Origin of the sequence: Chenggangzhangella methanolivorans, from assembly GCF_042648545.1 — a bacterium.
In the GTDB taxonomy this organism is placed as follows: domain Bacteria; phylum Pseudomonadota; class Alphaproteobacteria; order Rhizobiales; family Methylopilaceae; genus Methylopila; species Methylopila methanolivorans.
In genome coordinates, this window is sequence record NZ_JBHRXS010000015.1 from 69261 (window position 1) to 91401 (window position 22141).

General features: G+C 69.0%; 29 protein-coding genes. 12 read left to right on the forward strand and 17 right to left on the reverse strand.

The features are described 5' to 3' along the window. The first annotated feature begins 44 nt into the window (after nucleotides 1–44). A complete protein-coding gene (locus ACFOWB_RS21140; RefSeq protein WP_378149172.1) occupies nucleotides 45–1163 on the forward strand; it encodes an MBL fold metallo-hydrolase in 1119 nt (372 codons plus the stop codon). Continuing rightward, nucleotides 1156–1767 carry an SCO family protein gene (locus ACFOWB_RS21145; RefSeq protein ID WP_378149174.1) on the forward strand — a complete coding sequence of 204 codons (612 nt, stop codon included), beginning with the start codon at nucleotides 1156–1158 and terminating at the stop codon, nucleotides 1765–1767. Before ACFOWB_RS21140 ends, ACFOWB_RS21145 begins: the two co-directional genes overlap by 8 nt. A 5-nt stretch (nucleotides 1768–1772) precedes the next feature. Here ACFOWB_RS21145 and ACFOWB_RS21150 read toward each other — a convergent pair whose 3' ends face one another. From ACFOWB_RS21150 to ACFOWB_RS21170, 5 genes are all read right to left on the reverse strand, one after another. Then, on the reverse strand, nucleotides 1773–2780 hold the full coding sequence (locus tag ACFOWB_RS21150; RefSeq protein ID WP_261402288.1) for an FkbM family methyltransferase: 1008 nt from the start codon (nucleotides 2778–2780) through the stop codon (nucleotides 1773–1775). A gap of 73 nt (nucleotides 2781–2853) precedes the next feature. Then, the gene (gene purB, locus ACFOWB_RS21155; protein ID WP_261402287.1) at nucleotides 2854–4161 is read right to left on the reverse strand and encodes an adenylosuccinate lyase; all 1308 of its coding nucleotides are present in this window, start codon (nucleotides 4159–4161) and stop codon (nucleotides 2854–2856) included. 73 nt (nucleotides 4162–4234) lie between these two features. Further along, entirely contained in the window at nucleotides 4235–4618 is a 384-nt protein-coding gene (locus tag ACFOWB_RS21160) for a nuclear transport factor 2 family protein (RefSeq protein WP_261402286.1), read from the reverse strand. Nucleotides 4619–4645: 27 nt separating this feature from the next. Further along, a complete protein-coding gene (locus tag ACFOWB_RS21165; protein ID WP_378149177.1) occupies nucleotides 4646–5533 on the reverse strand; it encodes an aldose 1-epimerase family protein in 888 nt (295 codons plus the stop codon). 16 nt (nucleotides 5534–5549) lie between these two features. Then, nucleotides 5550–6065, reverse strand: coding sequence for a MarR family winged helix-turn-helix transcriptional regulator (locus tag ACFOWB_RS21170; RefSeq protein ID WP_378149179.1), 516 nt, complete (start codon nucleotides 6063–6065; stop codon nucleotides 5550–5552). A gap of 340 nt (nucleotides 6066–6405) precedes the next feature. On the opposite strand from ACFOWB_RS21170, the gene ACFOWB_RS21175 reads away from it, so the two are divergent. The 3 genes from ACFOWB_RS21175 to ACFOWB_RS21185 all read left to right on the forward strand — a co-directional run bounded on the left by ACFOWB_RS21175 (nucleotide 6406) and on the right by ACFOWB_RS21185 (nucleotide 8686). Then, nucleotides 6406–6948, forward strand: coding sequence for a hypothetical protein (locus tag ACFOWB_RS21175; RefSeq protein WP_378149181.1), 543 nt, complete (start codon nucleotides 6406–6408; stop codon nucleotides 6946–6948). Nucleotides 6949–7034: 86 nt separating this feature from the next. After that, a complete protein-coding gene (locus ACFOWB_RS21180; RefSeq protein ID WP_261402284.1) occupies nucleotides 7035–7424 on the forward strand; it encodes a YciI family protein in 390 nt (129 codons plus the stop codon). Beyond that, nucleotides 7421–8686 carry an RNA polymerase sigma factor gene (locus tag ACFOWB_RS21185; protein ID WP_378149183.1) on the forward strand — a complete coding sequence of 422 codons (1266 nt, stop codon included), beginning with the start codon at nucleotides 7421–7423 and terminating at the stop codon, nucleotides 8684–8686. Before ACFOWB_RS21180 ends, ACFOWB_RS21185 begins: the two co-directional genes overlap by 4 nt. A 39-nt stretch (nucleotides 8687–8725) precedes the next feature. Here the strand turns inward: ACFOWB_RS21185 and ACFOWB_RS21190 are convergent, their stop codons facing one another. The 5 genes from ACFOWB_RS21190 to ACFOWB_RS21210 form a co-directional block, all read right to left on the reverse strand. Further along, on the reverse strand, nucleotides 8726–9064 hold the full coding sequence (locus ACFOWB_RS21190; RefSeq protein WP_261402283.1) for a hypothetical protein: 339 nt from the start codon (nucleotides 9062–9064) through the stop codon (nucleotides 8726–8728). A gap of 130 nt (nucleotides 9065–9194) precedes the next feature. Continuing rightward, nucleotides 9195–9506: a DUF3072 domain-containing protein gene (locus ACFOWB_RS21195; protein ID WP_378149186.1), complete on the reverse strand. Its 312-nt coding sequence runs from the start codon at nucleotides 9504–9506 to the stop codon at nucleotides 9195–9197. A 135-nt stretch (nucleotides 9507–9641) separates the two neighbouring features. Beyond that, entirely contained in the window at nucleotides 9642–10154 is a 513-nt protein-coding gene (locus tag ACFOWB_RS21200) for a BA14K family protein (protein ID WP_261402282.1), read from the reverse strand. Between the two features lie 185 nt (nucleotides 10155–10339). Next, a complete protein-coding gene (locus ACFOWB_RS21205; protein ID WP_378149188.1) occupies nucleotides 10340–10687 on the reverse strand; it encodes a hypothetical protein in 348 nt (115 codons plus the stop codon). A gap of 152 nt (nucleotides 10688–10839) precedes the next feature. After that, nucleotides 10840–11199 carry a hypothetical protein gene (locus ACFOWB_RS21210; protein ID WP_378149190.1) on the reverse strand — a complete coding sequence of 120 codons (360 nt, stop codon included), beginning with the start codon at nucleotides 11197–11199 and terminating at the stop codon, nucleotides 10840–10842. 208 nt (nucleotides 11200–11407) lie between these two features. Between ACFOWB_RS21210 and ACFOWB_RS21215 the strand changes: the two genes are divergently transcribed. After that, nucleotides 11408–12481 carry a DUF1176 domain-containing protein gene (locus ACFOWB_RS21215; RefSeq protein WP_261402279.1) on the forward strand — a complete coding sequence of 358 codons (1074 nt, stop codon included), beginning with the start codon at nucleotides 11408–11410 and terminating at the stop codon, nucleotides 12479–12481. A gap of 21 nt (nucleotides 12482–12502) precedes the next feature. On the opposite strand, the gene ACFOWB_RS21220 is transcribed toward ACFOWB_RS21215, so the two are convergent. Then, the gene (locus tag ACFOWB_RS21220) at nucleotides 12503–12883 is read right to left on the reverse strand and encodes a DUF7674 family protein (protein ID WP_261402278.1); all 381 of its coding nucleotides are present in this window, start codon (nucleotides 12881–12883) and stop codon (nucleotides 12503–12505) included. 111 nt (nucleotides 12884–12994) lie between these two features. After that, on the reverse strand, nucleotides 12995–14227 hold the full coding sequence (locus tag ACFOWB_RS21225; RefSeq protein ID WP_261402277.1) for an ornithine decarboxylase: 1233 nt from the start codon (nucleotides 14225–14227) through the stop codon (nucleotides 12995–12997). Nucleotides 14228–14497: 270 nt separating this feature from the next. Here ACFOWB_RS21225 and ACFOWB_RS21230 point away from each other — a divergent pair, with 270 nt between their 5' ends. The 6 genes from ACFOWB_RS21230 to ACFOWB_RS21255 all read left to right on the forward strand — a co-directional run bounded on the left by ACFOWB_RS21230 (nucleotide 14498) and on the right by ACFOWB_RS21255 (nucleotide 18058). Further along, nucleotides 14498–14968 carry a hypothetical protein gene (locus ACFOWB_RS21230; RefSeq protein ID WP_261402276.1) on the forward strand — a complete coding sequence of 157 codons (471 nt, stop codon included), beginning with the start codon at nucleotides 14498–14500 and terminating at the stop codon, nucleotides 14966–14968. Then, nucleotides 14965–15618 (forward strand): ribonuclease T2 family protein, encoded by a 654-nt coding sequence (locus tag ACFOWB_RS21235; protein WP_378149194.1) that lies wholly within the window; start codon nucleotides 14965–14967, stop codon nucleotides 15616–15618. Before ACFOWB_RS21230 ends, ACFOWB_RS21235 begins: the two co-directional genes overlap by 4 nt. Next, a complete protein-coding gene (locus ACFOWB_RS21240; RefSeq protein ID WP_378149196.1) occupies nucleotides 15618–16016 on the forward strand; it encodes a cupin domain-containing protein in 399 nt (132 codons plus the stop codon). The genes ACFOWB_RS21235 and ACFOWB_RS21240 overlap by 1 nt, the downstream gene beginning before the upstream one ends. Beyond that, nucleotides 16013–16846: a 23S rRNA (adenine(2030)-N(6))-methyltransferase RlmJ gene (locus ACFOWB_RS21245; RefSeq protein WP_261402274.1), complete on the forward strand. Its 834-nt coding sequence runs from the start codon at nucleotides 16013–16015 to the stop codon at nucleotides 16844–16846. Before ACFOWB_RS21240 ends, ACFOWB_RS21245 begins: the two co-directional genes overlap by 4 nt. Before the next feature lie 175 nt (nucleotides 16847–17021). After that, nucleotides 17022–17234, forward strand: coding sequence for a cold-shock protein (locus ACFOWB_RS21250; RefSeq protein ID WP_261402273.1), 213 nt, complete (start codon nucleotides 17022–17024; stop codon nucleotides 17232–17234). 224 nt (nucleotides 17235–17458) lie between these two features. After that, a complete protein-coding gene (locus tag ACFOWB_RS21255; protein WP_261402272.1) occupies nucleotides 17459–18058 on the forward strand; it encodes a glutathione S-transferase N-terminal domain-containing protein in 600 nt (199 codons plus the stop codon). 50 nt (nucleotides 18059–18108) lie between these two features. On the opposite strand, the gene lysM is transcribed toward ACFOWB_RS21255, so the two are convergent. From lysM to ACFOWB_RS21280, 5 genes are all read right to left on the reverse strand, one after another. Further along, on the reverse strand, nucleotides 18109–18543 hold the full coding sequence (gene lysM / locus ACFOWB_RS21260; RefSeq protein WP_261402271.1) for a peptidoglycan-binding protein LysM: 435 nt from the start codon (nucleotides 18541–18543) through the stop codon (nucleotides 18109–18111). Between the two features lie 78 nt (nucleotides 18544–18621). Further along, nucleotides 18622–19206: an outer membrane protein gene (locus ACFOWB_RS21265; protein WP_261402270.1), complete on the reverse strand. Its 585-nt coding sequence runs from the start codon at nucleotides 19204–19206 to the stop codon at nucleotides 18622–18624. Between the two features lie 221 nt (nucleotides 19207–19427). Further along, nucleotides 19428–20075 (reverse strand): outer membrane protein, encoded by a 648-nt coding sequence (locus ACFOWB_RS21270; RefSeq protein WP_261402269.1) that lies wholly within the window; start codon nucleotides 20073–20075, stop codon nucleotides 19428–19430. A gap of 230 nt (nucleotides 20076–20305) precedes the next feature. After that, nucleotides 20306–20965 carry an outer membrane protein gene (locus tag ACFOWB_RS21275; RefSeq protein WP_261402268.1) on the reverse strand — a complete coding sequence of 220 codons (660 nt, stop codon included), beginning with the start codon at nucleotides 20963–20965 and terminating at the stop codon, nucleotides 20306–20308. Between the two features lie 233 nt (nucleotides 20966–21198). Then, a complete protein-coding gene (locus tag ACFOWB_RS21280; RefSeq protein WP_261402267.1) occupies nucleotides 21199–21891 on the reverse strand; it encodes an outer membrane protein in 693 nt (230 codons plus the stop codon). Nucleotides 21892–22141 lie beyond the last annotated feature (250 nt).

Consider the following 22141-nt stretch of genomic DNA (forward strand, 5'->3'; position numbering starts at 1 on the left):
GACTTTAATCCGCCCGGCGACGGATCGCCCTGGGGTGGACAGGCATGGCCGAGAACATTGGACGACGGACTTTTCTGAAGGCGTCCGCAGCGCTTGCGGCCGGCGCAGCCGCAGGCTTCAGCTGCGTCGAGATCGCGAGCGCGGCTCCCATCGTCGCGCCGACCGTCGACAAGCTCACGCTGCGGGTGCTGATCGACTCGGCCCATGACCAGTTCCTGAAGCCGAGCACGGTCCAGGGCGTGCTGCACCAGCCGCCCGGCAACGGCCGCGGGCAGGACTATCGCAAGGTGCTGCACAACCAGTGGGGCCTGTCGCTGTTCGCCGAGACGCAGCGCGCCGACGAGACCCGCGCCATCCTGCTCGACTTCGGCTACAGCCCGGACGCGCTTCTCAACAACATCGAGATCCTGAAGGTCGATCCGAGAAAAGCGAACGCGCTCATCGTCAGCCACGGCCACCACGACCACTACGGCGGGCTCACCGGCTTTCTCGATCGCTACCGGAAGGAGCTCGCGCCGGACGTGAAGCTCTACGCCGGCGGCGAGGACAATTTCTGCCACCGCGTCAGCCCGAGCGGCGTCCAGGGCCAGTTCACCGACTTCGGCCAGCTCGACCGCCGCGAGCTCGCGGCGCGCCAGATCACGACGGTGCTGTGCGAGACCCCGACGGTGGTCGCCGACCACGCCTTCACCACCGGCCAGATCAAGCGCTCGTCGATCGAGCGCGTGCTGCCGAACACCTTCGTGGAGCGGGGGATCAAGGACGGGCTCGGCTGCGACCCCAGCCACTATTCTCCGGCCGAGCTTCAGGGGAAGATCATCCCCGACGAGCACGTCCACGAGCAGGCCACTTGCTTCAACGTCAAGGACAAGGGGCTGGTCGTCATCAGCTCCTGCGGCCATGTCGGCATCGTGAATTCGGTGCGGCAGGCGCAGGAGGTGTCCGGCGTGCAGAAGGTCCACGCGATCGTCGGCGGCTTCCATCTCGGCCCGGCGCCGAAGGACTACCTCGTCCAAGTCGTCGCCGAGATCAAAAAGCTCGAGCCCGACGTCGTCATCCCGATGCATTGCAGCGGCCTGAATTTCGCGCTCGAGGCGCAGGCGCAGATGCCCGCCAACGTCATCGTTCCCACGACCGGCAGCAGGCTGACGTTCGGTGCGTAACGCCGCCCTCGCCGCGGCTCTGGCGGCCGCGCTCGTCTGCCATCAGGCCGCGCGCGCCCAGGACGGCGGGGCGCCGCGCCGCTCCGCCGCGGAGCTGATGGACGTGCTGATGTGGAGCCGCGAGCCGATCGGCGGCCCGTTCGCGCTCGTCGACCAGAGCGGGCGCGCCCGGACCGACGCCGACTATCGCGGCAAGCACCTGCTGGTCTATTTCGGCTTCACCACCTGCCCCGACATCTGCCCGACCGACCTCTACCAGATCTCCCGGGCGCTCGAGCTGCTCGGAGACGACGCCGAGAAGGTGCAGCCGCTCTTCATCACGCTCGATCCCGAGCGCGACGGCCTTTCGCGCCTTGCGGAGTACGTCGCGGCCTATCATCCGCGCCTCGTCGGCCTCACGGGCGAGCCCGACGCGATCCGCAAGACCGCGGACGCCTACAGGTTGTTCTACGAGAAGGTCGCGTCGCCCGGCGGCGGCTACACCGTCGACCACTCGGCCTTCATCTATCTGATGGACCCGTCAGGCCGGTATCTCGGCTTCTTCCCGCCCGGCACGACGGCGGAACGGATGCTGACGATCCTGAAACCGCATCTGGCCCGCTGAAGCCTTCATACGGACGCAATCGCGCGACCGCGCCGCGCCCTGAACTCGTCGCCGCCAACCAACGCCAGATACAGCTCCTGCAGAGACTTCGTCCCGAAGCTATCCAGAGCGTCGTTCTGCTCCCTCGCCGTCGGCTTGCGGGCCAAAACGAGCCGGTAGGCGGCGACGACATCCCGGTCGGAAGGCGCACGCTTCCTCACCCATTCGGGATACCGGTCCAGGAAACTTCGCGCCAAGGTCTCGTCATCGATCTCCCGAACCGACCGGAGAAGGGTCAGGCCGATTTGCGCCGCCCAAGCGTGATCAGGGTGCAATCCATTCAGAAACGGCGAGCCCAAATCGTTGACTCGAACAAACTTGTCGTGGGCGCTGATTGGCGCCCGCAGCGCCTCGCCGAAATCTTTGCGCGCATGAGAATGATACCAGCGGTTCACGCCGTCGAAGGTCGCGAACGCGTAGTCCTGATCGAGCAGAGCCGCCTCCCAGGCGGGAGGCTCAAAGCCAGCTTCAATCACGATCACCATCGGCCTGACGAATGAAAGGCCAGCCCCTGCGAGAACGTCGGCCTCAGCGCCCTCGACGTCGATCTTGAGCAGCTCGTATTCTTGGCGGCCCGGGAAATGTTCCTCCAGACATCGAGCGAGCGTCGTCATCGGCACCGTGAACTCGACGACCCCGACCGCTCTGGCCTTCATCGCCGCGCCAAGCTCCGCGACGATGGTCGACGTGCCGCCGCGCCCGAGCGACTGGAAGAACCTCGCCTGTCCTTCCGAGCGGCCGGCTGCGGCGCGGATGGTTATGTCGCGCGGCCGAAGCGCCTCGTTCTCCTCAGCGCGTTCCGGGATCGGCTCCAGATTGATGCCGCGCCATCCCCTGCGATAAAGAGCGTAGGTCACCGAATGCCGTGTCGGCTCCGAAGCCCCGACATCGACGTAGACGCCGGCCGCCGTGGACCCGAAGCACCGCTCGGCGAGAACGTCCTCAGCATTTTGGGCGAAGCTTTCGAACGTCATGGATGATCGCGCCCCCGCGCCGAGCCCCAACTTTTACGCCATTGCCCGGACAGGAAAGAGGCCGTCAGGCCTCTCAGCTCTCGCCGAACACCCGGGCGAACACCGCGTCGACCGCCTTGAAGTGATAGCCGAGGTCGAACGCCTCTTCGAGCTCGGCGTCCGAGAGCAGCGCGCTCACCTCCGCGTCGGCCTTGAGCAGGGTCAGGAAGTCGCCCTCCCCGCGCCAGACCGGCATGGCGTTGCGCTGGACGAGCCGATAGCTGTCCTCGCGGCTCGCGCCCTTCTGGGTCAGCGCCAGCAGCACGCGCTGGGAATGCACGAGGCCGCCGAGCCGGTCGAGATTGGACTGCATGCGCTCGGGATAGATCAGGAGCTTCTCGACCACGCCCGCGAGGCGATTGAGCGCGAAGTCGAGCGTGACGGTCGCGTCCGGGCCGATCATGCGCTCGACCGAGGAGTGCGAGATGTCGCGCTCGTGCCAGAGCGCGACGTTCTCCATCGCGGGAAGCGCGTAGGATCGCACCATGCGCGCAAGGCCGGTGACGTTCTCGGTCAGGACCGGGTTGCGCTTGTGCGGCATCGCCGACGAGCCCTTCTGGCCTTCCGAGAAGAACTCTTCGGCCTCGAGCACCTCCGTGCGCTGCAGGTGGCGGATCTCGATGGCGAGCCGCTCGCAGGACGAGGCGACGACGCCGAGCGTCGCGAAGAACATGGCGTGGCGGTCGCGCGGGATGACCTGCGTGGAGACAGGCTCGACCGTCAGTCCGAGCTTCTCGGCCACGTGCGCCTCGACCGCCATGTCGATGTTGGCGAAGGTGCCGACCGCGCCCGAGATCGCGCAGGTGGCGATCTCCTTGCGGGCCGCCACGAGCCGCTCGCGGGCGCGCTCGAACTCGACATAGTAGCCGGCGAGCTTCAGCCCGAAGGTGGTGGGCTCGGCGTGGATGCCGTGGCTGCGGCCGATTGTGGGCGTGAACTTGTGCTCGAGCGCGCGGGTTTTGAGCGCCGCCAGCATCCGGTCGACGTCGGCGATCAGGATGTCGGAGGCGCGGGCGAGCTGCACCGAGAGGCAGGTGTCGAGCACGTCGGACGACGTCATGCCCTGGTGCACGAAGCGCGAGTCCGGCCCGACGAATTCCGCGAGATGGGTGAGGAACGCGATGACGTCGTGCTTGGTCACGCGCTCGATCTCGTCGATGCGCTCGACGTCGAACGTGGCCGCCCCGCCCTTCTCCCAGATCGTCTTCGCCGCGTCCTTCGGGATCACGCCGAGCTCGGCGAGCGCGTCGCAGGCGTACGCCTCGATCTCGAACCAGATGCGGAAGCGCGTCTCCGGCGACCAGATCTCGGTCATCTCGGGGCGCGAATAGCGGGGGATCATTGCAGGCTCCGGCGCGGGGATTGGTCTCGCGGCGGGTCTCTAGCACGGATCAGGCGGACGGCCAGAACCCCTCCTAGAACATCCCGTTCGAATTGGCCGAGGTCTCGGGCAGGACCTGGAGCACGTCCCAGTGCTCGACGATCTTGCCCTGCCCGTCGAGCCGGAAGATGTCCATCGCCGCATAGTCGTGGTCGCCCGGCCAGCGCTGCAGGCAGTGCAGCACGACGAGATCGCCTTCGGCGACCGCGCGCTTCACCTCCATGCGCTTGCCCGGCCACTCGCGCGCCATGCGCTCGAAATAGTCGATGAAGCCGGCTTTGCCGGTCGCGACATGCGGATTGTGCTGGATGTAGTCGTCGCCCGCATAGGTCTCGATCGCCTCCCGGGGGCGGCAATCGTTGAACATCAGCTCATAGAAGGCGATGACGTTCGCCTTGTTGCGGCCGAGCCTGTCCATGCGCTCCCCCAAGCGGCGACGCGGACCTCAGACGGCCACGCTCCATTCGAAATGCTGAGAATGGCCGGGCGGCAGAAGCACGACGCCGCGCTTGCGGGCGAACTCGCCGTCCCAGTCGGCCTGGCTCGCCATGCCGCGCCACGGCTCGACGCACAGGAACGGCGCGCCCTTCGGCGCCGACCAGACGCCGAGGTCGCGATAGCCCCGCCACGAGACGGTCAGCGCGCGAAGCTCCTCGCCGTCGGGCCCGAGCGCGACATAGCGCACCGACCGGCTCGCGACGTCCGGCATCACCAGCGCGTCGCGCGCGAACAGCGCCTCGTCGAGCGGCAGCGTGACGCCGTCGAACGGCAGGTCGCTCTCCTCGCCTAGTAGGCCGCCGTCGACCACCGAGCGGCGAACGCCGGTCTCGCGCGCTTCGAATTCGAGGATGTGCGCGCTCTTCTCCACGCCTTCGACCAGAGGCCAGCGAAAGCCGGGATGGGCGCCGATCGAGAACGGCAGGTCGACGTCGCCCGGATTGGACACCGTGTGCGCGACGGTGAGCCGCGAGCCCTCCGCGGAGATCGTCGCATCGAGCCGGAACGCGAAAGGAAAGATCGCCCGGCTCTCCGCGTCGTCGGTCAGCGCAAGGACGGCGCGCGCCTCGCTCCGCTCGACCCACTCGAACCGGCGGTCGCGCGCGAAACCATGCTGAGTGACACGGTAGCTTTCGCCGCCGTGCCTCAACGCGTCGCCCTTCAGCCGCCCGACCACGGGAAACAGCGCCGGCGCATGCCGCGGCCATTCAGGCCCGGCCTGCCACAGCAGCTCCTCGCCCGCCTTGTCGGTCACGCTGACGAGCTCCGCGCCGTGCTCGGACACGCGCGCGGAAACGCCGGTCGAACCGACGCGCCAGGTCTCGCTCAACTCCACGACCCCGCGGCGACGATCATTCGGCGCTCTGCAGGCGCGGCCTGCCGAAATCGCCGGTCTCGGTCGCGTCAAGCCGCTCGAGCAGCTTGCCCATGTCCCTGCGCAGATTTCGGATTTCGTCGTCGCCCATGCCGAGCCGGCAGACGATGGTCTCCCGCACGCCGAGCGCCTCGTCGCGCATCGCCGAGCCGCGATCCGTCAGGCTGATCTCGACCTCGCGTTCGTCGGCGCGATTGCGCGAGCGACGCACAAGCCCGGCGCTCTCAAGGCGCTTGAGCACCGGGGTCAGCGTGCCGGAGTCGAGCCGCAGCCGCTGGCCGAGCTCCGAAACGCTCTGACGGTCGATCTCCCAGAGCGCGAGCATGGTGAGGTATTGCGGATAAGTGAGGCCCAACGGCCCGAGCGCGACCCGGTAGGCGCGATTCATCGCATGCGCCGCGGCGTAGAGCCCGAAGCAGAGTTGGTTTTCGAGCCTCAGCGTATCGTATTTGTCAGGGCTGGATGGATGGGCAGTGGGGGTATCATGGGGCATGGAAGCCTATCCGTACATACCGAGCGCGGACCCGCCACGGTTATTCATGAAGGAACTCCGCGCTCCTTGTCTCAAAACGGTACGATCGGAGAGCGGCTTTGAAGTACCGCAACGATAACCGATCGATAATCCTTCCCATCACACAAGTATGACACGAGTCGAACCGTATTACACCATGTCAGTCGAAGATCGCCGGTTACGCTGGAACGCAGAGGCGGAACAGAGACTTAGGGCGGCCCGAACACGGCTCCCAGTCCCGACTTCCGTATACGCTTTCGAGCGCCGTTGGGTTCCAAAGACCGCACGCGCCGCGGTCGATGGCTACTGGCGTGCACATCCATTGCGTGCAGATCGGCTCGCCCGCGCGCTCGCCGCCAAGAGCGAGACGCCCGTGGGCTGGCGCTGGAGCGCGCCCGAGATCAAGGCCGGATTTCGCCTGCCGCCGCAGCCGTTTCGCGCCGAGGGCGCTGCGCCCGGGCGCTGCGTCGTCTGTGGCCAGCCGGTGTTCCGCCTGGGATGGCACGAAGATCTGTGGGGCGCGGGCGCGCCGAACGCGCGCGCCGCGTGGCATTCGGCCTGCGTCGCCGCGTGGCGGTTCTGGCTCGCCCCGCAGGGCGCCCGCAAGATCGTGGCGCGGGTCCAGCGCCACCGCTGCGCGCTGACCGACAAGCGCCTCCTGAAGGGCGCGGAGATCGACCACCGCACGCCGCTGCACGAGGTCTGGCGCGATCTGCGCGACCGCCCTTACGCAGAGCTCCTGTCCTATTGGGGCCTCGGCAACCTCCAGGTCGTCAACGCTCCGGCGCACGCGGCCAAATCCGCCGCCGAGGCCGCCGCCCGGGCCTCGCTGCGAGCCGCGGCGCGGCTGTCGGACGCCGCCTGAGGCCGCGCCTACGACAAAATTTCCGGCCGCCTGTCGGCGCGCGCTAGGCTCGCTCGTCCTCAGATCACGAACCGGGTCACGCGACGATGCTCTACGCTGTTCTTTGCTACCACTCCGAAGCGACGGTCACCTCCTGGTCCAAGGAAGAGGACGAGGCGGTCATGGAGAAGCTCCAGGGCGTGAAGCGCCAGCTTGCGGCCGAGGGCAAGCTCGGACCGAACGCCCGCCTGCTGCCCACCACCGCCGCCACCACGCTGCGCAAGTCCGTGGAGCCTCCGCTCGTGATCGACGGCCCGTTCGCCGAGACCAAGGAGCAGCTTCTCGGCTTCTACATCCTCGACGTCGCCTCGCTCGAGGAGGCGCTCGACGCCGCTCGCGCGCTCGGCAAGGTCAATCCCGGCGGCTCCTACGAGATCCGGCCAGTCGGCTACTACGACCCCGCGACCCTCGAACCCGCGCGAGATCCCGTGCCATGACCGACATCGCCTGGATCGACAAGGCGCTCGCCGCCGCGCGGCCGCAGGCGGTCGCGGCGCTCCTTCGCTACTTCCGCGACCTCGACGTCGCCGAGGAGGCGTTCCAGGAGGCGAGCCTGCGCGCGCTGAAGACCTGGCCCGACAAGGGCCCGCCGCGCGATCCGGCCGCCTGGCTGATCTTCGTCGGGCGCAACGTCGCGCTCGACGGCAAGCGCCGGCTTTCCCGCCAGACGGCGCTTCCCGACGAGGACGCGATCTCCGATCTCGACGACGCCGAAGCCGACATGGCCGACCGGCTCGACCAGTCCGACTATCGCGACGACATCCTGCGGCTCCTGTTCGTGTGCTGCCACAAGGACCTGCCCGCCACCCAGCAGATCGCGCTCGCGCTCCGGATCGTGTCGGGCCTCAGCGTGCGCCAGATCGCCCGCGCGTTCCTTGTCGGCGAGAGCGCCATGGAGCAGCGCATCACGCGCGCCAAGGCCAAGGTCGCGACGGCCGGCGTGCCGTTCGAGACGCCGGGCGCGGCCGAGCGCGCAGAGCGCCTCGGGGTCGTGGCCGCGATGGTCTATCTCGTGTTCAACGAAGGCTATTCGGCCTCCTCCGACGAGGTCGAGGCGCGCGCCGCGCTGTGCGACGAGGCGATCAGGCTGGCGCGCCTGCTGCTGCGCCTCTTTCCCGCCGAGCCTGAGATCATGGGGCTTGCGGCCCTCATGTTGCTGCAGCACGCCCGCGCCGCCGCGCGCCATTCGCCCGAGGGCGAGATTATCCTGCTCGAGGACCAGAACCGGGGCGTGTGGGACCGGCCGATGATCGCCGAGGGCCTCGCGCTGGTCGACAAGGCTCTGCGCCACCGCCGGCCGGGCGCCTACCAGATCCAGGCCGCGATCGCCGCGATCCACACCCGCGCCAAGACCTTCGCGCAGACCGACTGGCGCGAGATCGACGCCCTCTATGCGGCGCTCGAGCGCCTGCAGCCCTCGCCGGTCGTGACGCTGAACCGCGCGGTCGCGCTGTCGAAGGTTTCGGGACCGGAGGCCGCGCTCGACCTCATCGCTCCGCTCGGCGAGCGGCTGTCGGGCTATTTCTACTTCCACGGCGTGACCGGGGCGCTGCTGCTGGAGCTTGGCCGCAAGGCCGAGGCCCGGGTCGCCTTCGACAGGGCGATCGCGCTCGCCAACAGCGCGGCCGAGGCCGCGCACATCAGATCCCAGCTCGACCGTCTTGCGGAGCCGCAGGGCTCCGCCGCAGCCAGCGGCTAGGTCCGGGCGCGCTGAAGGCGCGCCCGGAGGTCGTCTCGATCAACGCTGACGGAAGGGCCGGAGCGCCCGGGGCGTGTAGTAGCACCGGCGACCGACATACTTGCCGCACCAGGCGCCGCGGCGATGGACGCGCGACATTGTCCGGCTGCGGAAGACGCCGCGGCGGCGAACGTAGCGGCGCTTGTGCCAGCGGCGATGGCGCACCTCCTGAAGCTGGCCGAGCTTCAGGCTCGTCATCGCTTCGCCGCGAACCTCGGCGCGCAGTTCCTCGAGCGAGCGCGGGCTCGGCCCGGCGCCTTCCGCGCGCGCCGGGACCGTCTCGGTGATCCCCGCGAGCGCGAACGCGCCGGCCAGTGCGTAGAGCAGCGTCTTCTTCATGGCATGTCCTCCGGTTTCTCCCGCCCCGCGCCCAAGGGGCCCGCTTCGAGGCGGAAGCCGGGTCGCGCCATGCGCTCCAGCCCGTCACGATCATGCGGTGAACGATGATCTAGGGCCGCGACGCGCGTCGTCACCTCTTGGCGTTGCGCGCGTCCTTTAATTCGTCGATCAGCGTCGAGGCCTCGGCCTTGGTGAGGTCGTCGCGATAGGCGGCGGCGCCGGTCTCCTCGGAGAGAGTCTTGAGATAGGACGCCTGCGCGCCGGTCATCGGATCATCGCCCGACACCCAATCGGAGGGATCCTTCTCCGCGTTGCTTTCGGGATCGGGCGCGGTCTTCGGATTGGGGTCGACCCGCTGCACGGGCGTGTCCGGCGTCGGGGCGTTCGGGTCGGCCGCGCGACGCTCGTCGGTGCGGCTCGAGGGGGTGCTCTTGTCCAGCATGTCTGCCTCCGTTCGATGTTCGTTCCCTATGAAGCGAACGTCCGCGGCGGCCCGTCGTTCCGGCTGTCGAGCCGACAAAAAACCCCGGCGCTGTCTCAGCGCCGGGGCGGATGGACGTCGGATCGGGCTCGCGCCTTACGGGCAGGCGCGCCGGACGCCGTCATAGGTCACGTAGGTGCCCGACGCCCAGTCGTAGGACCGGTAGCGGTTGGCGCACCACTGCTTGCTCCGCGAGCGGGGAGCCGAGCGCGCCGCGTCGGCCGCGATCGCCCCGAGCGCGAAGCCCGCGACGCCGGCCGCGACCGCGCCGCCATAGCCGCGCCGGCCGCGATAGTAGCGCCGGCCGCCGTAATGGCGCCGGTAGCCGTAGCCGCGGCCCCGCCAGTTCCGGCCGCCTCGGAAGCTGCGCCCGCGATAGCTTCTGCCGCCGCGGAAGCTGCGCCCGCCCCGCCAGCTGCGGCCCGCTCTCCGGCCCTTGCGGACCTCCATCAGGTTGCCGGCCTGCATTTCGGCGAGCGCGTTGGCGCGGATCTCGTCGATCGAGCGAGGCGCGGCGCGACCGTCCGCGGCGTGGGCGCGCGGCGTCGTCTCGGCGTATCCCGCGACGCCGATGACGCCGGCGATCGCGATGGCGAAGAACTTTCTCATGAAATGCGCTGCTCCTGCATGCCGGCCGCCGGTCGGCGGCTGACTTTATCGTCCTCACAAGGCCAACAGCCGGAGGGGCTTTTGCGTTGCGTCAAAGCGGCGTGACCACGGCGTGATCGAGGCCGGACGCAAAACGGCCGGGCCGGCTGGCGAGCCGGTCCGGCCTCTGGTTGCGGCGTGGTGATTTACGGGCGGATGCCGATCACGAGGCCCGGACGGTAGCGCCGGCCGCCATAGTAACGGCGCGGGCCGTAATAGCGCCGGCCGGCATATCGGCGTCCGCCGTAATAGCGGGCGCCGCGCCAGCTGCGGCCGCCGCGCCACTTGCCGCCGCCGCGCCAGGCGCGACCCGCCCTGCGGTCTCGCACCTGCTGGAGGTCGCCGGCGTACATCGCCGTCATCGCGTTCTCGCGCACCTGCTCAAGCGAGCGCGGCGCCGCATTGGTTTCTGCGGCCGCCGCAGGCTGCACGGTCTCGGCCGCTCCCGCGACGCCGAATGCGGCCGCGACTGCGACGATCGTGAACTTCCTCATGGGGCGATCCTTTCTTTTCTCGGTTTCGCCGTTCGCTTCGCAAACCCGCGGGACGCCGGTTTGGTTGCGCCGGCGGGCAAATAGGGCGGCCGAAACGGAAAGAGCCCCGGCGCGGGGGCGCCGGGGCTCTTCGAACCAGATCGGTCTACCGATCAGTAGATGCCGAAATAGATGCCGGGACGATAACGCCGGCCGTAATAGCGGCGCGGGCCGTAATAGTAGCGCCGGCCGTAGTAGCGCCGACCGCCGTAATAGCGCCGACCGCCGTAGAACCGGCGTCCGCCGTAATAGCGGCGACCGCCCCAGTGGCGTCCGCCGCCGCGCCAGCGCCGGCCGACCGTCTGGACGTCGCCCTTGGCGAGGCTCGTCATCGCCTCGGACCGAACCTGCTCGCGGATCTGCTCCAGCGAACGCGGAGCCTTGCTCTCGGATGCGAAAGCCTGCGGAATGGTCTCGGCCACTCCCGTCACGCCGATGGCGCCGGCGATTGCGTAGACGAACATTCTCTTCATAGGTTTCTCCGGTTTCTCTCTTGCGTCCTCGGCTTCCGGCGGAGTTTCCGCCGAGCGGGCCGAAAGACGCGTTCAAGGCGCCGCCCCACCTCGCTATAGACCGCTTTAACGGCGGCCTCGGCCCCACCCTTCGTTCCGGCCCCAAGCCATCTGGTAACGAGTTCGTGATCGACAAGACCGCCCCGCGGGGAGAAAGGCGAGACGTTCGATGAAGACCTGCCTCGCAGCGTTCGCTCTCTGCCTGTCGGCCGCTTCGACCGCCGCCGCGGCCGAAGGCGTGTTCGAATCCTGGAAGACGGCCTGCGCCGCGCAGGCCGCCCCCGGCGATTGCCGCGCCTCGACTGAAGCGGCGGCCTCCGGCGCGACGTCCGTGCGCCTCTCCGTGGTGCGCGAGCCCGCCAAGGACGCGCCCGCGCGGCTCGTCGTCGTGCTGGTCGGAGCCGAGCGGCCGGCGCCGCGGCCGCGCATCGCCGTCATTATCGACGGGGGCCCGCCGCTGCGCTTCGCCTCGGGCTCGGACCTGTCGAGCGGCCCCGGCCCTGCGGCGGACACGACCGAGCTTCGCCTCTCCGACGCCGCGACCCGGCGGCTGCTACCGTTCCTGCGGCGTGGCAAGGTGCTTCATGTCACGGTGTCGGGCGAAGGCGGCGAGCAGGTTTCCGCGGCGCTCCCCCTGCCGGGCTTTGCGGCCGCGGCCGCCGAGCTCGACGCCCGCCAGGGCCGCGTCGCCCGGCAGGACGCGCTCGCCGGTCTGATCGGCGCCGCGGCGCCGGGCGCGCTGTCAGGCCGGCGGCGCGACGTCGGGCGCGACGAGATCCCCGAGACGCTGCGCAAGATCATGGTGGGGCGCGACTGCCCGGTCTGGGACCAGACCGAGACGACGCCCTCGTTCCTCGCCGAACAGTCGTTTGCGGCCGATCTCGGGACCGGGCGCACCCTGTGGGCGATCGTCTGCGCCTCGGGCTCCTACAATGTCGACTACGTGCTGTTCGTCGAGGATCCATCGAAGGCCGCCGACCGGTTCGACCCGCTGCTGTTCGCCGCCTTCGTGGAGTCGATCGGCTGGACCGGCACCGACACCCTCGCCAACGTCGCCTACGACCCCGAACGGCGCGAGCTGAAGGCCTTCGACAAGGGCCGCAGCGCGGCCGATTGCGGGCAGGTCGGGCTCTGGGAATGGGTCGGAGCGGCCTTCCGCATGATCGAGTACCGCGCCAAGGAAGAATGCGACGGCGCCGGAAAGCCCGAGAGCTTCCCGATCGTCTTCAGGGGCGAGAGGTAGGGCGGAACGCAGCCTTCAGCGTTAGCAGGAAAGGGCGTCAGAGTTCCCGGCCCAAAAACGGTCGAGCTTGTCCCACCAGCGTTTGCTCTCCGGGCCGAGCCAAGCCTCCACGGCCGAACCTCCGCGGTCGTCGCCTCCCAGCAGGTTCTGCAGGGACTCGAGCATGCCGATCGTCGCGGCTTCACGAACGTAGGCGTCTCCATCGGCATGCCAGGGCTCGACGACAGCGAAGATCGCGTCGAGGTTCTCAGTCCGCTGCGCGTTCAAACATTCCACGACATGCCGGGCCAATTCGGCCAGGGCGAGATAGAGCGGCGGCTCCGCTTCATCGGACCATTCCGCCGTGAACGCTACCCATCGAGGACGGAAAGACGGGTCCGCCGAGAAGATCGGATCGAACATCTCGTCGCGAGTGATCCGAGAAGCCGCCACGTCCTACCCTTGGTCCGCTGCTTTCGCAATCATCTTTCGGCCCGTCATCAAGGTCTACGGGAATGAGCGCGAGCCTCGCCATCAGCCTGCCGCGCCCCCGCGCGTCTCGAGGCTCGCGAAGCCTTCCGGGCCCTCCCCGGCCTCGAACGGGGTCGCGATTTCGACGAAGTCGTCCGGGTAGAAGCCGTTGAAGCGCGTGCGAAGCGCGAGACTGTAGGCGCCGATATGGCCGATCTCGATCCAGTCGCCGGTGTCGACGCTGTCGGGCAGCCAGAACGGCCGGCTGAGAATGTCCACGGAATCGCAGGTCGCGCCCATGACGCGGAACGGCGCAAGCTTCTCGCCCGAGGTTTTCTGCGCGCGGCGGCGCGCGGGGTCCGGGATGAGACGGGCCGGCAGGGTGATGCGGCCGGTCCAGCTGTCCGATAGCGAGCTCCAGACGCCGTCATTGATGTAGAGCCGCTGGCCCTTCTTCAGCAGCACCCGGACGATGACCGACAGGCAGCGCGCCACGATCACCCGGCCGGGCTCGGCGACGAGCGGCAGGTCGCCGAGGCCCCAGGCGTCGATTTCGCCTTCGATGTCCTTCACGAGCTTGCCGACTTCCGGGGCCGGCGGCGCCGGTCGCTTCGGATCCTCGCCGTAGCGCGCCGGAAAGCCGCCGCCGATGTCGAGCCCGGCGAGCTCCACGCCGGCGCGGCCCCGCACCCAGGCGGCGGTGCCGAGCGCGCGCTCATAGGTTCCGAGATCCTCGACCTGGCTGCCGACATGGAAGGTGAGCCCGGCGCGGAACCCCACCCGGTCGATCCGCTCCAGCAACTCGACGGCGTGAGACGGCGCGGCTCCGAACTTCTTCGACAGCTCGTAGGCCGCATGCCCCTTGGTGGCGAGGCGGACAAAGAGGGTGACGTCCTCCGGATCGAGATCCTGCGCGCGCACGATCCGAAGGATCTTCGCGACCTCGTCCTCGTGATCGAGCGCAAGCGTGCGGATGCCGTAGGTCTCGAGCGCGAGGCGGATGTCGGACTGCGCCTTCACCGGATGCATGTAGAGCTGGAGCGCGTCAGGCGAGGCGCCGCGCGCGGCCTCGAACTCCGCGGGGCTTGCCACGTCGAAGGCGGTGACGCCCGCGGCCGCCAGCCGCTCCAGCACGAAGGGCTCGCCGTTGGTCTTGACCGCATAGGCGGTGGTTCCACGGAACGCCGACAGGAACGCCCTGGCGTCCTCCTCCAGCACGAGAGGGCGGAACCCGTAGACCGGCCGGTCCGGCCGGAGCGCCAAAGCCGCCTCGCGGGCGGTCTCGAAACGTCGCATGCCGATGGCCGGCCTCCCTGCTTCGCGTCGGGGCGCGGACGCTAGCATCCTGCGTGCGGCGATCCCAAGACAGGGTCGAGGACAGCGTCGGAGATCGGCGCGCCGCCGGTCGCACGGGCGTGGCGCGCCGACACACCTGACGAAAAAGCGACTTCTCCGCTTAACCACCGCGCCCTGCGCTGCTTGATTTGGCCCGGACGGCGACAGATTGTCCGTCGACGCGCGGGGGTCGGCGGCCGACTCGCGACGGGCAGTCCGAGGACGGATGAGATGAAACGGATCGTGATCCTTGCGGCGGCGCTCGCCGCGGCCGTTCTCGGCGTCGGCGCGGCCTCGGCCGCCGACTATTCGCCCCGCGGCTCGGTCGTGACCTATCGCCATGACCCGGCGTTCGAGCGCGGCTATTCGGGCCTGCTGCCGGGCTGCGACGACCCGGCGGTGCTGAAGTCGGTGACGAGCGCCTTCGCGCATCGCGAGAAGGCCTACTGGAATTCCGGCCTCGAGCTCGTCGAGTTCCGCCGCCCGCGCGAGGTCGGCTATCGCAGCTGGGGCCTGTCCTTCGTTCCGCGCCGTTTCTGCGTCGCGCACAGCTTCACCAATGACGGCCGCAAGCGCCTCGTCTCCTACAACATCGCCGAGCAGCAGGGCTTCGCGAGCCTGTCCTGGGGCGTCGAATGGTGCGTGAGCGGGCTCGACCGGTCGCTCGCCTATGCGCCGGGCTGCAAGATGGCCCGCCCGTGAGGTCTTTCGGGCTCGCGCTCGCGGCCGCGCTTGCGCTCGCGGGCCCGGCCGGGGCGCAGTCCCGCGGCGGCCACCAGGCCGGCGAGTTCGATTTCTACGTGCTGTCGCTGTCGTGGTCTCCGACCTACTGCGCCCAGTCCGACCGTCCGGACCCGACCCAATGCGGCCTGTCAAAGCGCTTCGCCTTCGTGGTGCACGGGCTCTGGCCGCAATATGAGCGCGGCTTCCCGAGCGACTGCCGGGTGACGGGCCGCTTCCCGACCCGCGCGCAGGTCGACGACATGCTCGACGTCATGCCGAGCCCGGGGCTCGTGCGGCACGAGTGGCGCAAGCACGGAACCTGTTCGGGGCTCGACCCGCGAGCCTATTTCGACACGGTCCGGGCCGCGGCCGCCAAGGTGAAGACGCCGGCCGACTTCATGAGCGCCGACCGCGAGCGCGACGTCTCGCCCGCCGACGTCGAACGCGCCTTCATCGACGCCAATCCCGGCATGAAGCCGTCGGGGATCGCGGTCCAGTGCCGCGACGGCGACATGCAGGAGGTCAGGGTCTGCCTGACCAAGGACCTCGCCTTTCGCCCCTGCGCCGACGTCGACCGCCGCGCCTGCCGCGCCTCGCGCGTCTCGGTGCCGGCCTCAGGAGCCCGCTGATGGACCACGACGCGACCGCCGCCATGCGGCTGCACCGCCCCGACGTCATCGAGATCTGGGAGGAGAGCGTTCCTCCGGCCGAGCGCGTCGTCGAAGGCTCTCCGACCTTCCGCACCGCCGTCCACTACGAGGCGCCGGACGGACGCCTGATCACCGGCGTCTGGGAGGCGACGGAAGGCTCCTGGAAGATCGCCTATGACGAATGGGAATGGTGCCGACTTCGCTCCGGCCGCTGCGTCGTGATCCCGGACGACGGCGAGCCCGTGCCGCTCGGCCCCGGCGACGCGCTGGTGCTGGAGCCGGGCTTCACCGGCGTCTGGAGCGTGCTCGAGCCCTGCTCGAAGGACTTCGTCGTGATGCTGCCGCCGCCGGCAGAGGACGAGCCGGACGCGGCGTGAACTATCGCCACGCCTTCCATGCGGGCAACTTCGCCGACGTGCTGAAGCACGTCGTGCTGGCCAAGATCGTCGCGCATCTCAATCTGAAGGACGCTCCCTGGAGCTATCTCGACACCCATGCGGGCGTCGGGATCTACGACCTTTCGGGCGAGGAGGCCGAGCGCACCGGCGAATGGCGCAACGGCGTCGGGCGCCTGCGCGACAAGAGGCTCGGCGAGGCGGCCGAGACGCTGCTCGCGCCGTGGCGGGCGGTGCTCGCCGAGCTTGGCCCGACCCTCTATCCCGGCTCGCCCGAGATCGTCCTGCGCCTCGCGCGCGCCGGCGACCGGCTGCGGCTCTGCGAGAAGCATCCAAAGGACGTCGCCGCGCTCGTCGACGTCGTCGGGCGCGACCGGCGCGCGAAGGTCACCGAGATCGACGGCTGGACGGCGCTCGGCGCCTGGCTGCCGCCGCGCGAGCGCCGCGGCCTCGTGCTGGTCGACCCGCCCTTCGAGGAGACGGGCGAACATGGCCGCATGGCCGAGGCCTTCCTGAAGGCGCACCGCATCTGGCCGACCGGAACCTATGCGCTGTGGCGCCCAATCAAGGATCAGCGCGCCGACGCCGCCTTCCTCAAGCCGCTCGCCGAGGCCGGCGTGCCGAAGCTTCTGGACGTCCGCCTGCTGGTCCGCGCCGCCCGCGACCCCAAAACGCTCGCAGGTTCCGGACTTGTGATCGCCAACCCGCCATGGACGCTCGCGGACGAATTGACGGCTGGGCTCCCTGAGATTGCGCGGGCGCTCGCGCAAGCTGAAGGCGCCGAGGCGCAGATTGAGGCGCTCAGCGTTTAGGAATGAGGCGTTTGAGCGGCAAAAGCGCCATTTTTTCGCCTTGCCATCTCGCGGGCGATATCGTTACCAAGTAGCGTTCGGTCGAGTTTTTGGCTCGCCGGGCCAGACGGCGCGCGGGGGCGGCGCCGGCCGGAGGAGAGAAAGCTTGCTCCGGCAGACTGCTTGGGGAACTTCGATGGCGCAGAGCGGTACGGTTAAATTCTTCAACACTGAAAAGGGTTACGGCTTTATCAAGCCGGACGATGGCGGGACGGACATCTTCGTTCATGTCTCCGCAGTGACCCGTTCGGGCCTCGCGACGCTGTCGGAAGGCCAGCAGGTCTCGTTCGACGTCGAGCCAGACCGCAAGGGCAAGGGCCCCAAGGCCGTCAACATCACGGTGGGCTGACCGGCCGGGGGCGGCCCAAGGCCGCCCTGGCCATTCGTGCGAGAAGCCGACGTCTCGTCCGCGCCCCATCGGGCCGATGAGCGTCGCCTTTTGCGCGTCGGCCTTCCAGCCGCGCCGCAGCTTCAGAAAGTCATGGCGTCCGGGACGCGTCTCGGGCATGAGGGCGGCGCGCGACGCGCCTCGCCGGCGCGCGGCTTCTTCGGTCCATGACGGAGGTTTCGGCCATGCTCGTTCTGCGGTCTTCTCCGCCCTCGCCCTTCGGCCGCAAGGTCAAGATCGCCGCGGCGGCGCTCGGACTGTCGGACCGGATCGAGATCGTGGCGACCGACACGATGAACCCGGACGACCCGATCCGCGCCCTCAATCCGCTCGGCAAGATCCCGGCGCTCGTGCTCGAGGACGGCCTCGTCCTCTTCGACAGCCGGGTGATCCTTGAATATCTCGACCATCTCGCAGGCGGCGGACGACTGATCCCGGCCGAGCCTGCGGCCCGCTTCGCCGCGCTTCGACTGCAGGCGCTCGCCGACGGGCTGATGGACGCCGCCCTGCTCCAGATCTACGAGGCGCGGCTTCGCGAGCCCGACAAGCGCTCCGAGCGCTGGCTGGAGTCGCAGTCCGGCAAGGTGACGCGGGCGCTCGCGGCGATCGAGGCGGCTCCGCCCGCCGTCGAGACCACGGTCGGCGCGATCGCGACCGCCTGCGCGCTCGGCTATCTCGACCTGCGCTTCGAGGGCGGTTGGCGAGCGACCCATCCCGGGCTCGTCGCCTGGCTCGACGCCTTCCGGGCGGCGGTTCCCGCTTACGACAAGACCGCGCCGCACTGAAGAACAGGGAGCGGAGCGGCCTCGCGCCGTCCCGCTCCCGTCACGTCATTTCACTCCGGAATGCGGAGCTTCTGGCCCGGATAGATCTTGTCCGGATGCGTCAGCATCGGCTTGTTGGCCTCGAAGATCTCCGGATAGCGGTTGGCCTTGCCGAGTTGCGACTGGGCGATGGCCGACAGCGTGTCGCCCTTCTTCACCGTGTAGAACTTCGGCTCCTTGGCGCCGCCGGCGACCGTGAGGTTCTCCTCGACCTTCGAGACGCCGAGCGTGTTGCCGGCCGCCACGATGATCTTCTCGCGGATCTCCTGAGAGGGTGCCGCGCCCTCGATCTTCACGGTGTCGCCGTCGACCGTGACCTTCACGTCGTCGCCGTCGAGACCGTGCTTGGCCAGCTCTTCCTTGATCTTGTCGGCGGGCGCGGCCTTGGCCTCGCTCGCGCCGAAGAGCTTCTCGCCCACGTCCTTGATGAAGTCGAAAACGCCCATGGATCCTGCCCCCGTTTGGTGTCTGGCGCGAGGTAGTCTAGGGCGAGGCGGGACTCGGGGTAGAGGACCTTCGGCGCGTCAGAAGCGATAGTTGAGGCCGAACCGCGCGAGCCCGCCCGACGGGCCGATCGAGGCGCCGCCCGGAACGTCGAAGCCGTCCCGGTCGAGATCGACGTAGAGATATTCGGCGCGCGCCGACAGCGCCCCGGTGATCGCGACCTCGACGCCGCCGCCGACCGTCCAGCCGAGCTGGGTCCGGCGGTCGCGCTCGCCGCCGCGCGCGAACTCCGCCGAGGCGAAGGCGACGCCCGCCGTCCCGAACGCGACGAAGCGGTCGAAGGCGTAGCCGACCCGCGCCCGGATCGCGCCGAAGGCCTCGACCTCATAGCGGCCGCCGAGCCTGCGCCCGTCGAGGCCGCCGAAGGAGACTTCGCCCTCGGCCCCGATCACGAGATTGTCGAACTGAGCCGCATAGCCGCCCGCGACGCCGCCGAGCGCGCCCGATCCGCCGAGGTCTCCCGCGCCGACGATCACGCCGACCCAGGGCCCGGTCCAGCGGTCTGCGGCCGCCTCGGACAGGTCCGCGGCCGCAGCCGGCGAGACAAGCGCGAGACAAAGGCCAAGAGACCTGAAGCCAAGAGATCTGAGCGCGGAAGCCGTCATGAACCGTCCGGATGGCGGGCGCGACCGGCCCGTCTGATCCGCCAAGCCTCGCCCGCAAGGCGCGACCATCGGGTTAACGGATCGTTTCGCGGACGATTAAGAGTCGACGGAGTCAACAGAGCGTTAACGACCCTCAGGACGCGAAAAGGCCCCGCGCGGTTTTCCGCGCGAGGCCCTTCCGATCACGAGACCTTGCTCCCTTTAAGGAAGCCAGGCCGATCTCACCAGCCGCCGAACTTGTAGGCGACGCCCGCGGTGACGCGGTTCTCGGTGAGGTTCGACTTCATCGAGCCGCCGCCGGCCTTGAACTTGTCCGTGCCGTAGTCGTTGTAGCGATACTCGGCGCGGGCCGTGACGTTGTCGGCGATCATCGTCTCGACGCCGCCGCCGACCGTGTAGCCGACCGCGGTCTTGCTGTCGGAGGACGGGCCGACCTTGGTCTTGACTTCGCCGTAGGCGACGCCGGCCGCGCCATAGACCATCACGCGGTCCATGCCATAGCCGATCTTGGCGCGGGTCGCGCCCGACCACTTGAGCTCGTTGCGCACGCGGCCATTGCGGTCAGAGCCGGTGTTGTAGTTCAGGTCGGTGTCGACGCCGGCGACGACCGGCGAACCCTCGAACTGGTAATCATAGCCGGCGTAGCCGCCAACCACCGCGCCGTCCGGCTGGGTGTTGGGGCGGCCGTTCTTGTTGTCGGAGCGCTTCCAGCCGTAGCCGGCCTGGGCGCCGACATAGCCGCCGGTCCAGGTGGAGGCGGGAGCGGGCGCGGCGTAGGCCGGCGCGGGCTCGTAGGCCGGGAGGTCCGCGGCGAAGGCCGGGGCGGCGAAGACGACGGCGGCGGCCGCCAGGGACACGATACGCAACATGACGAAACCTCAGCACTCATCCGGACGGGGGAGGTCCGGAACGCGACGGAACAAACGAAACGCGGCGCCGGACAGGGGCGATGCACAAAGCCCCCCGGCGACCTCGTCAATTTACCGGCCAAACATTAGCGAGGCGTAAAGCTTGACCCGCCCTAAACAAAAACCCCGCGACTTTCGTCGCGGGGTTCTCGATTTTGAGGCTGCGGCGGCCGCTGCGGCCGCCCGCCGGATCAGAACGGCGAGTCGAACTTGACCGCGAGGCCGCCCATCACGCGATGCTCGGTGGCCGAGGACTTGAGCGACGAGTTCGGCAGACGGAACGTGTCCTTGCCGTAGTCGGTGTAGCGATACTCGCCGCGCACGAAGACGTTGTCGGTGACCGCGACGTCGACGCCGCCGCCGACGGTCCAGCCGGTCGCGGTCTTGCTGTCCTTGCCGCCGGGCGAACGCTTGACCTCACGATCGGCGTAGGCGAGGCCGGCCGCGCCGTAGACCAGCACGCGATCCCAGGCGTAGCCGACGCGGGCGCGGGTCGCGCCGTTCCAGTCGGAGTTGGTGCGGGTGGTGCCGCCGCGGGCGGCCTTGCGGCCGTCCTGATCGCTCCAGTTGAAGTCGGTCTCGACGCCGACGACGACCGGCGAGGCGTCGAACTGGTAGTTGTAGCCGAGGAAGCCGCCGAGCATCCAGCCGTTCGACTTCTGGTTCACGGCGCGCTGCCAGCCGTGGCCGACCTGGGCGCCGATATAGGGGCCCGACCAGCTGAAGGACGGCACCGGAGCGACGACCGCGGGGGCCGGCTCGTAGGCAGGAAGATCCGCCGCCTGAGCGGCCGGAACGGCGAGAGCGAGAGCGGCGGCCGAGGCTACCCCGAGAGCGATGTGACGGATCATTGTCTCAAGTCCTAAGTTTGTTTGGTTGCCCCAAATTAACGCCGGAGCAGTCGAGCGGATAGCCTGCCATCGCCACAAAACAGAGTCCGTGGCTATCGGGTGACAGTGACTTCCGTTCCTTAACCCCGATTTAACCGCGCAGACCTTTTCGCGGCCCCGATAAATGGGCTCATCGCCCACCTTTCGTCTCTCAAATGGCCAGAAAGTGACACAATCTCGTCTTGCAAAGATTGTCACCAACCGGTCGAAAACTTGTATCCGAGTCCAAGAAGAACCCGGTTGTCGGTCGCCTCTGACTTGATGCGGGTGCCGGCAACGCTGAACGTGTCGGCGCCATAATCGGAGTAGCGATACTCGACGCGCGCCGTGACGTTGTCGGTGAGCGCGGCCTCGACGCCGCCGCCGATGGTCCAGCCGACCGCGACGGTGTCGTCCGAGCCGCCCGCGGCCCCGCGGGCGCTGAGCTCTCGGTCGGCGAAGGCGACGCCGGCCGCGCCATAGACGAGGAAGCGGTCGAAGGCGTAGCCGAGCCGGCCGCGCACGGCGCCGGTCCACTTCATCTCCTCGCGCAGCCGCGCGTTGGGGAGACCCGTGAAGGCGCTCGTCACGCGGCTGTCCCGCGCGTCGGAATAGTTGATGTCGGCTTCTGCGCCGAGGACAAGCGGCGAGCCGTCGAACTGGTGGTTGTAGCCGGCGTAGCCGCCGATCGTGAAACCTTCGGGCCGGGTCGTGGGCGAGACGCCGCCGCCGCGGGCGTCGGCCTTGAACCAGTCGTAGCCGCCCTGGACGCCGACATAGGCGCCCGACCAAGAGAACGACGGAACGGCGACGGGGGCGACCGGCTCCAACGACGGCATGTCGGCGGCCTGCGCCGCCCCCGCCGTCATGAGCGCCGCGGCGCCCGAGAGCCAAATCTTGCGAAACATCCAGTTCGACTCCGACGTCGCGACTTTTAAAGCGCGACACAGACCCCCGAAGGTCGATCGGCTCATCAACGTTGATCCCATCGTTTGGTTCCACGCGCAGGCCGCCGGACCCCTGCGAAAAAGAGCAACGGTCTGAGACGGATAGACTCCCGATTGTGGCGCGCCCGCGTCGACGCCATGGCCTCTCGCGGACGTGACCGGCCGGCCGACGTTGATTCTTCTGGAAATTTGCGTCCCGCGGCGCGCGTCT

What these genes read in the sequence shown, in the direction of transcription:
- ACFOWB_RS21140 (WP_378149172.1), top strand. Translation starts at nt 45, where the DNA reads ATGGCCGAGAACATTGGACGACGGACTTTTCTGAAGGCGTCCGCAGCG.
- ACFOWB_RS21150 (WP_261402288.1), bottom strand. Translation starts at nt 2,780, where the DNA reads ATGACGTTCGAAAGCTTCGCCCAAAATGCTGAGGACGTTCTCGCCGAG.
- purB (WP_261402287.1), bottom strand. Translation starts at nt 4,161, where the DNA reads ATGATCCCCCGCTATTCGCGCCCCGAGATGACCGAGATCTGGTCGCCG.
- ACFOWB_RS21160 (WP_261402286.1), bottom strand. Translation starts at nt 4,618, where the DNA reads ATGGACAGGCTCGGCCGCAACAAGGCGAACGTCATCGCCTTCTATGAG.
- ACFOWB_RS21170 (WP_378149179.1), bottom strand. Translation starts at nt 6,065, where the DNA reads ATGCCCCATGATACCCCCACTGCCCATCCATCCAGCCCTGACAAATAC.
- ACFOWB_RS21180 (WP_261402284.1), top strand. Translation starts at nt 7,035, where the DNA reads ATGCTCTACGCTGTTCTTTGCTACCACTCCGAAGCGACGGTCACCTCC.
- ACFOWB_RS21185 (WP_378149183.1), top strand. Translation starts at nt 7,421, where the DNA reads ATGACCGACATCGCCTGGATCGACAAGGCGCTCGCCGCCGCGCGGCCG.
- ACFOWB_RS21190 (WP_261402283.1), bottom strand. Translation starts at nt 9,064, where the DNA reads ATGAAGAAGACGCTGCTCTACGCACTGGCCGGCGCGTTCGCGCTCGCG.
- ACFOWB_RS21195 (WP_378149186.1), bottom strand. Translation starts at nt 9,506, where the DNA reads ATGCTGGACAAGAGCACCCCCTCGAGCCGCACCGACGAGCGTCGCGCG.
- ACFOWB_RS21200 (WP_261402282.1), bottom strand. Translation starts at nt 10,154, where the DNA reads ATGAGAAAGTTCTTCGCCATCGCGATCGCCGGCGTCATCGGCGTCGCG.
- ACFOWB_RS21205 (WP_378149188.1), bottom strand. Translation starts at nt 10,687, where the DNA reads ATGAGGAAGTTCACGATCGTCGCAGTCGCGGCCGCATTCGGCGTCGCG.
- ACFOWB_RS21210 (WP_378149190.1), bottom strand. Translation starts at nt 11,199, where the DNA reads ATGAAGAGAATGTTCGTCTACGCAATCGCCGGCGCCATCGGCGTGACG.
- ACFOWB_RS21215 (WP_261402279.1), top strand. Translation starts at nt 11,408, where the DNA reads ATGAAGACCTGCCTCGCAGCGTTCGCTCTCTGCCTGTCGGCCGCTTCG.
- ACFOWB_RS21220 (WP_261402278.1), bottom strand. Translation starts at nt 12,883, where the DNA reads ATGTTCGATCCGATCTTCTCGGCGGACCCGTCTTTCCGTCCTCGATGG.
- ACFOWB_RS21225 (WP_261402277.1), bottom strand. Translation starts at nt 14,227, where the DNA reads ATGCGACGTTTCGAGACCGCCCGCGAGGCGGCTTTGGCGCTCCGGCCG.
- ACFOWB_RS21230 (WP_261402276.1), top strand. Translation starts at nt 14,498, where the DNA reads ATGAAACGGATCGTGATCCTTGCGGCGGCGCTCGCCGCGGCCGTTCTC.
- ACFOWB_RS21240 (WP_378149196.1), top strand. Translation starts at nt 15,618, where the DNA reads ATGGACCACGACGCGACCGCCGCCATGCGGCTGCACCGCCCCGACGTC.
- ACFOWB_RS21250 (WP_261402273.1), top strand. Translation starts at nt 17,022, where the DNA reads ATGGCGCAGAGCGGTACGGTTAAATTCTTCAACACTGAAAAGGGTTAC.
- ACFOWB_RS21255 (WP_261402272.1), top strand. Translation starts at nt 17,459, where the DNA reads ATGCTCGTTCTGCGGTCTTCTCCGCCCTCGCCCTTCGGCCGCAAGGTC.
- lysM (WP_261402271.1), bottom strand. Translation starts at nt 18,543, where the DNA reads ATGGGCGTTTTCGACTTCATCAAGGACGTGGGCGAGAAGCTCTTCGGC.
- ACFOWB_RS21265 (WP_261402270.1), bottom strand. Translation starts at nt 19,206, where the DNA reads ATGACGGCTTCCGCGCTCAGATCTCTTGGCTTCAGGTCTCTTGGCCTT.
- ACFOWB_RS21270 (WP_261402269.1), bottom strand. Translation starts at nt 20,075, where the DNA reads ATGTTGCGTATCGTGTCCCTGGCGGCCGCCGCCGTCGTCTTCGCCGCC.
- ACFOWB_RS21275 (WP_261402268.1), bottom strand. Translation starts at nt 20,965, where the DNA reads ATGATCCGTCACATCGCTCTCGGGGTAGCCTCGGCCGCCGCTCTCGCT.
- ACFOWB_RS21280 (WP_261402267.1), bottom strand. Translation starts at nt 21,891, where the DNA reads ATGTTTCGCAAGATTTGGCTCTCGGGCGCCGCGGCGCTCATGACGGCG.